Here is a 2948-nt window from a genome sequence, read left to right as displayed (position 1 = left end):
TGCGCAGCCACGACGACATTGGCTGGACCTTCGCGGACGAGGACGCCGCGGAGCTTGGGATCAACGGTTTCGACCACCGGCGCTTCCTCAACGCCTTCTACACGAACCGGTTTCCGGGAAGCTTCGCCCGCGGTGTCCCCTTCCAGGACAACCCTCGCACGGGAGACTGCCGGATTTCGGGCACAACGGCATCCCTGTGCGGGCTCGAGGTCGACCCCGCCGAGGCGATCCGCCGGATCCTGCTGCTCCATTCGATCACCCTCACCACAGGAGGGATCCCGCTCATCTACCTCGGCGACGAGGTCGGCCAACTCAACGACGCCGACTATGCGCTGGAACCCGGACATGAGGCCGACAGCCGCTGGGTCCACAGGCCCCGATACCCCGCCGAACCTTATGAACACCGCCATGACCCGACCACCATGGCAGGGAAAATCTTCGAAGGACTGTCGACAATGCTCGAAGTCCGGGCGAAGACGCCCGAACTCTCGGGGAACCGGCTCGTCGGGTTCAACACCCACAACCGTCATGTCCTGGGCTACCAGCGACCCGGTGACGCTTGCACCGTCCTCATCCTTGCGAACTTCGCCGATACCCCACAGCACATCGCGACCGCGACGCTCTCCGGGTTCGAAAGTGGCGCCGTCGACCTTCTCACGGGGCGGACAGTCCACCTTACAGACGGCATCACGCTCCCCCCGCAGGAATTCATCTGGCTCCGGACCCGGCCAGTCCACTGATGGTCGGCAGGGAGGAACTGGACGCAACCTCGTGTGAATCGGTCCGTGAAGCCCTCGTCCTTTTCCTCGATGAGTCTGCCGGACATGGGCACACAGCATCCCGGCAGGACATCCTCAAGGTGTTTTTGCAGCTGGCGTCCCGCGAAGGTCTCAATGACGTGAGTATGCGGATGATTGCAAGCGAGCTCAACATCAAGGCACCAAGCCTCTACGCCCATTTCCCGGGCGGGCGAGACGAGATCGCGAAAGAGGCACTGAGCAATTACTTCCGGCACCTCGGCACCGAGATCCTTGAAATCCTTGACCGTGCGGACACACCCCAGGAGCTCTGGAGCTGCCTCATCCGGCTCCACATCACCCGGCTCCATTCCTCCAACAGCGCCCGCCTGAGCCCGATCCTGGTCAACTCGGCCCATAACGTCCCGTCCGGTATCAGTGCGCAACTCGAGGGCTGGGCGAACCTTTACGAGCGGATACATGTAGCCGCGGCGACCGTCTTGGGATACCCGGACTCGGAAAAGCGAATCAAGGTGATCATGACGTTGCTCGACGGCTCGACCCAATGGGCCGATCCCGGCTTGGACGAGAACGGTCTTGCCCTGCTCTCCGAGCGGGCCGACTTGCTCTCACGAACCATCCTCAGACTGGACTTTTAAGCCCCGATCAAGCTCAGCGTCAACGAAACAGCTTGTGGTTCCCGTCAGGGTTCGGCTGACGCCCTGGCAGACTAATCGGCGCTCGAAACGTGTCCCCGGGGTTCACTCGTCATCTTTCATGACCACTCCCAGCACGGCGGATAATTCACACATGCAGCCGGAGTGGAGCGCCCGCATCAGTTGGGCCGATTTACCTGCGAACGTCCGGTCCGGAATCGAACAGATTCTTCACGCACCCGTTGTGGAGGCGCACGGGCAACGGGGCGGTTTCTCCCCGGGCACGGCCGACAGGGTCCGCACAAGCACAGGTGCCAGGGCCTTCGTCAAAGCGGTCGGCCGCGAACTGAATGAGGATTCACCGGCCATCCACCGGAAAGAAGCCGCCATCACTGCCGCCCTGCCGGGGACCGTGCCGGCACCGTCGTTGATCGGAACCTTCGACGACGGTGACTGGGTCGCGCTCGTTCTCAGCGACGTGGAGGGCCGGCACCCGCACGTCCCATGGACCCGGAAGGAGCTGACACTGGTCCTGGACGCCCTCTTTCAGCTCTCCCGGACGCCTGTGCCTCCTTCGCTGGAGCATTTGCCCTCTCTAGAAGACGAGCTCCGCGAGCCTTTCAAGGGGTGGTCCCGCATCAGAACAGAACCACCCCCGGCGATCGACCCGTGGATCCTTCAGAATCTCGACGTCCTTGAAGGCCTTGCCGACCGCGGCCTGAAAGATCTTCCCGGCACGACGCTGGTCCATACCGATGTCCGCGCCGACAACGTCATGATCACTACCGGCGGCACAGCGGTTCTCGTGGACTGGCCCTGGGCGTGCATCGGCTCATCCTGGGTGGATGCGCTGTGTGTGCTGCTTAACGTGCGGGTCTTTGATCCGGTCTTCGACGTTGATTCGATCCTTGACAGCCACGAAGTCTTCGCCCCGGCGGATGCCGGCAGCATCACAGGTCTGCTCTCGGGCTTTGGCGCCTACTTCATTGATGCCGCCAGACAGCAGCCGGTGCCGGGCCTGCCGACGCTTCGGACTTTTCAGCGGCAGCAAGGCGAGGCCGCCACGTCATGGCTCCGCAGCAGGCTCCAATCGCAGTGAACGAGCAAATCCGCGGCGAGACGGCGAGGTTGTCTCGGTCTCAAGGACCTGGCCACTGGTTAATTGCCAAGGTCTTCCGGCATGTGGATCAGTTCGGCAAGGAGCGCATCGAGACGCTCCAAACGGTGGGCAGCGTATGCCTCGTCGGCTGTGATGCTCGTGCTGACGCCTCGGACGAGGTTGAGCTCGATGTACCGGCTGCATTCCCAGGCGTCGCATCGGATTTCCGTGGAGTATGAATAGCTGTACCCGGGGTGCTCTTCTTCGACCCGGCGGACGGCGCCGGTGACCGTCTCGGCGGTCCATGCCATTTCGGCTACAGCCGTGTCGCCTAGCAGGGTGGTGAAGTCTGAAATTTCGATGCTCATGGTGTTCGCCTTAATATGCAGGTGTCGGGAAACTTGCCGCCCTCGAGCGGTCCGCTGCTGAGGCTACGATGCCGGCCGGAAGGGTCAC

General features: G+C 62.7%; 4 protein-coding genes. 3 read left to right on the top strand and 1 reads right to left on the bottom strand.

What is annotated here, in order from left to right:
• The 3 genes from E1809_RS26240 to E1809_RS26230 all read left to right on the top strand — a co-directional run.
• On the top strand, positions 1-740 hold a 740-nt coding region (locus tag E1809_RS26240), incomplete at its 5' end, for a DUF3459 domain-containing protein (RefSeq protein WP_133207145.1).
• Entirely contained in the window at positions 740-1396 is a 657-nt protein-coding gene (locus E1809_RS26235) for a TetR/AcrR family transcriptional regulator (protein ID WP_133207144.1), read from the top strand. The genes E1809_RS26240 and E1809_RS26235, both read left to right, overlap by 1 nt.
• A 118-nt stretch (positions 1397-1514) precedes the next feature.
• Positions 1515-2492 (top strand): phosphotransferase, encoded by a 978-nt coding sequence (locus tag E1809_RS26230; protein WP_133207143.1) that lies wholly within the window; start codon positions 1515-1517, stop codon positions 2490-2492.
• A 59-nt stretch (positions 2493-2551) separates the two neighbouring features.
• Here E1809_RS26230 and E1809_RS26225 read toward each other — a convergent pair whose 3' ends face one another.
• Positions 2552-2860, bottom strand: coding sequence for a hypothetical protein (locus E1809_RS26225; protein WP_133207142.1), 309 nt, complete (start codon positions 2858-2860; stop codon positions 2552-2554).
• Between the last annotated feature and the right edge of the window lie 88 nt (positions 2861-2948).

Source organism: Arthrobacter terricola, from assembly GCF_004354015.1.
Taxonomy (GTDB): domain Bacteria; phylum Actinomycetota; class Actinomycetes; order Actinomycetales; family Micrococcaceae; genus Arthrobacter; species Arthrobacter terricola.
Note: the sequence above shows the minus strand (reverse complement) of the source record. Positions and strands in the feature narration are given on the sequence as shown.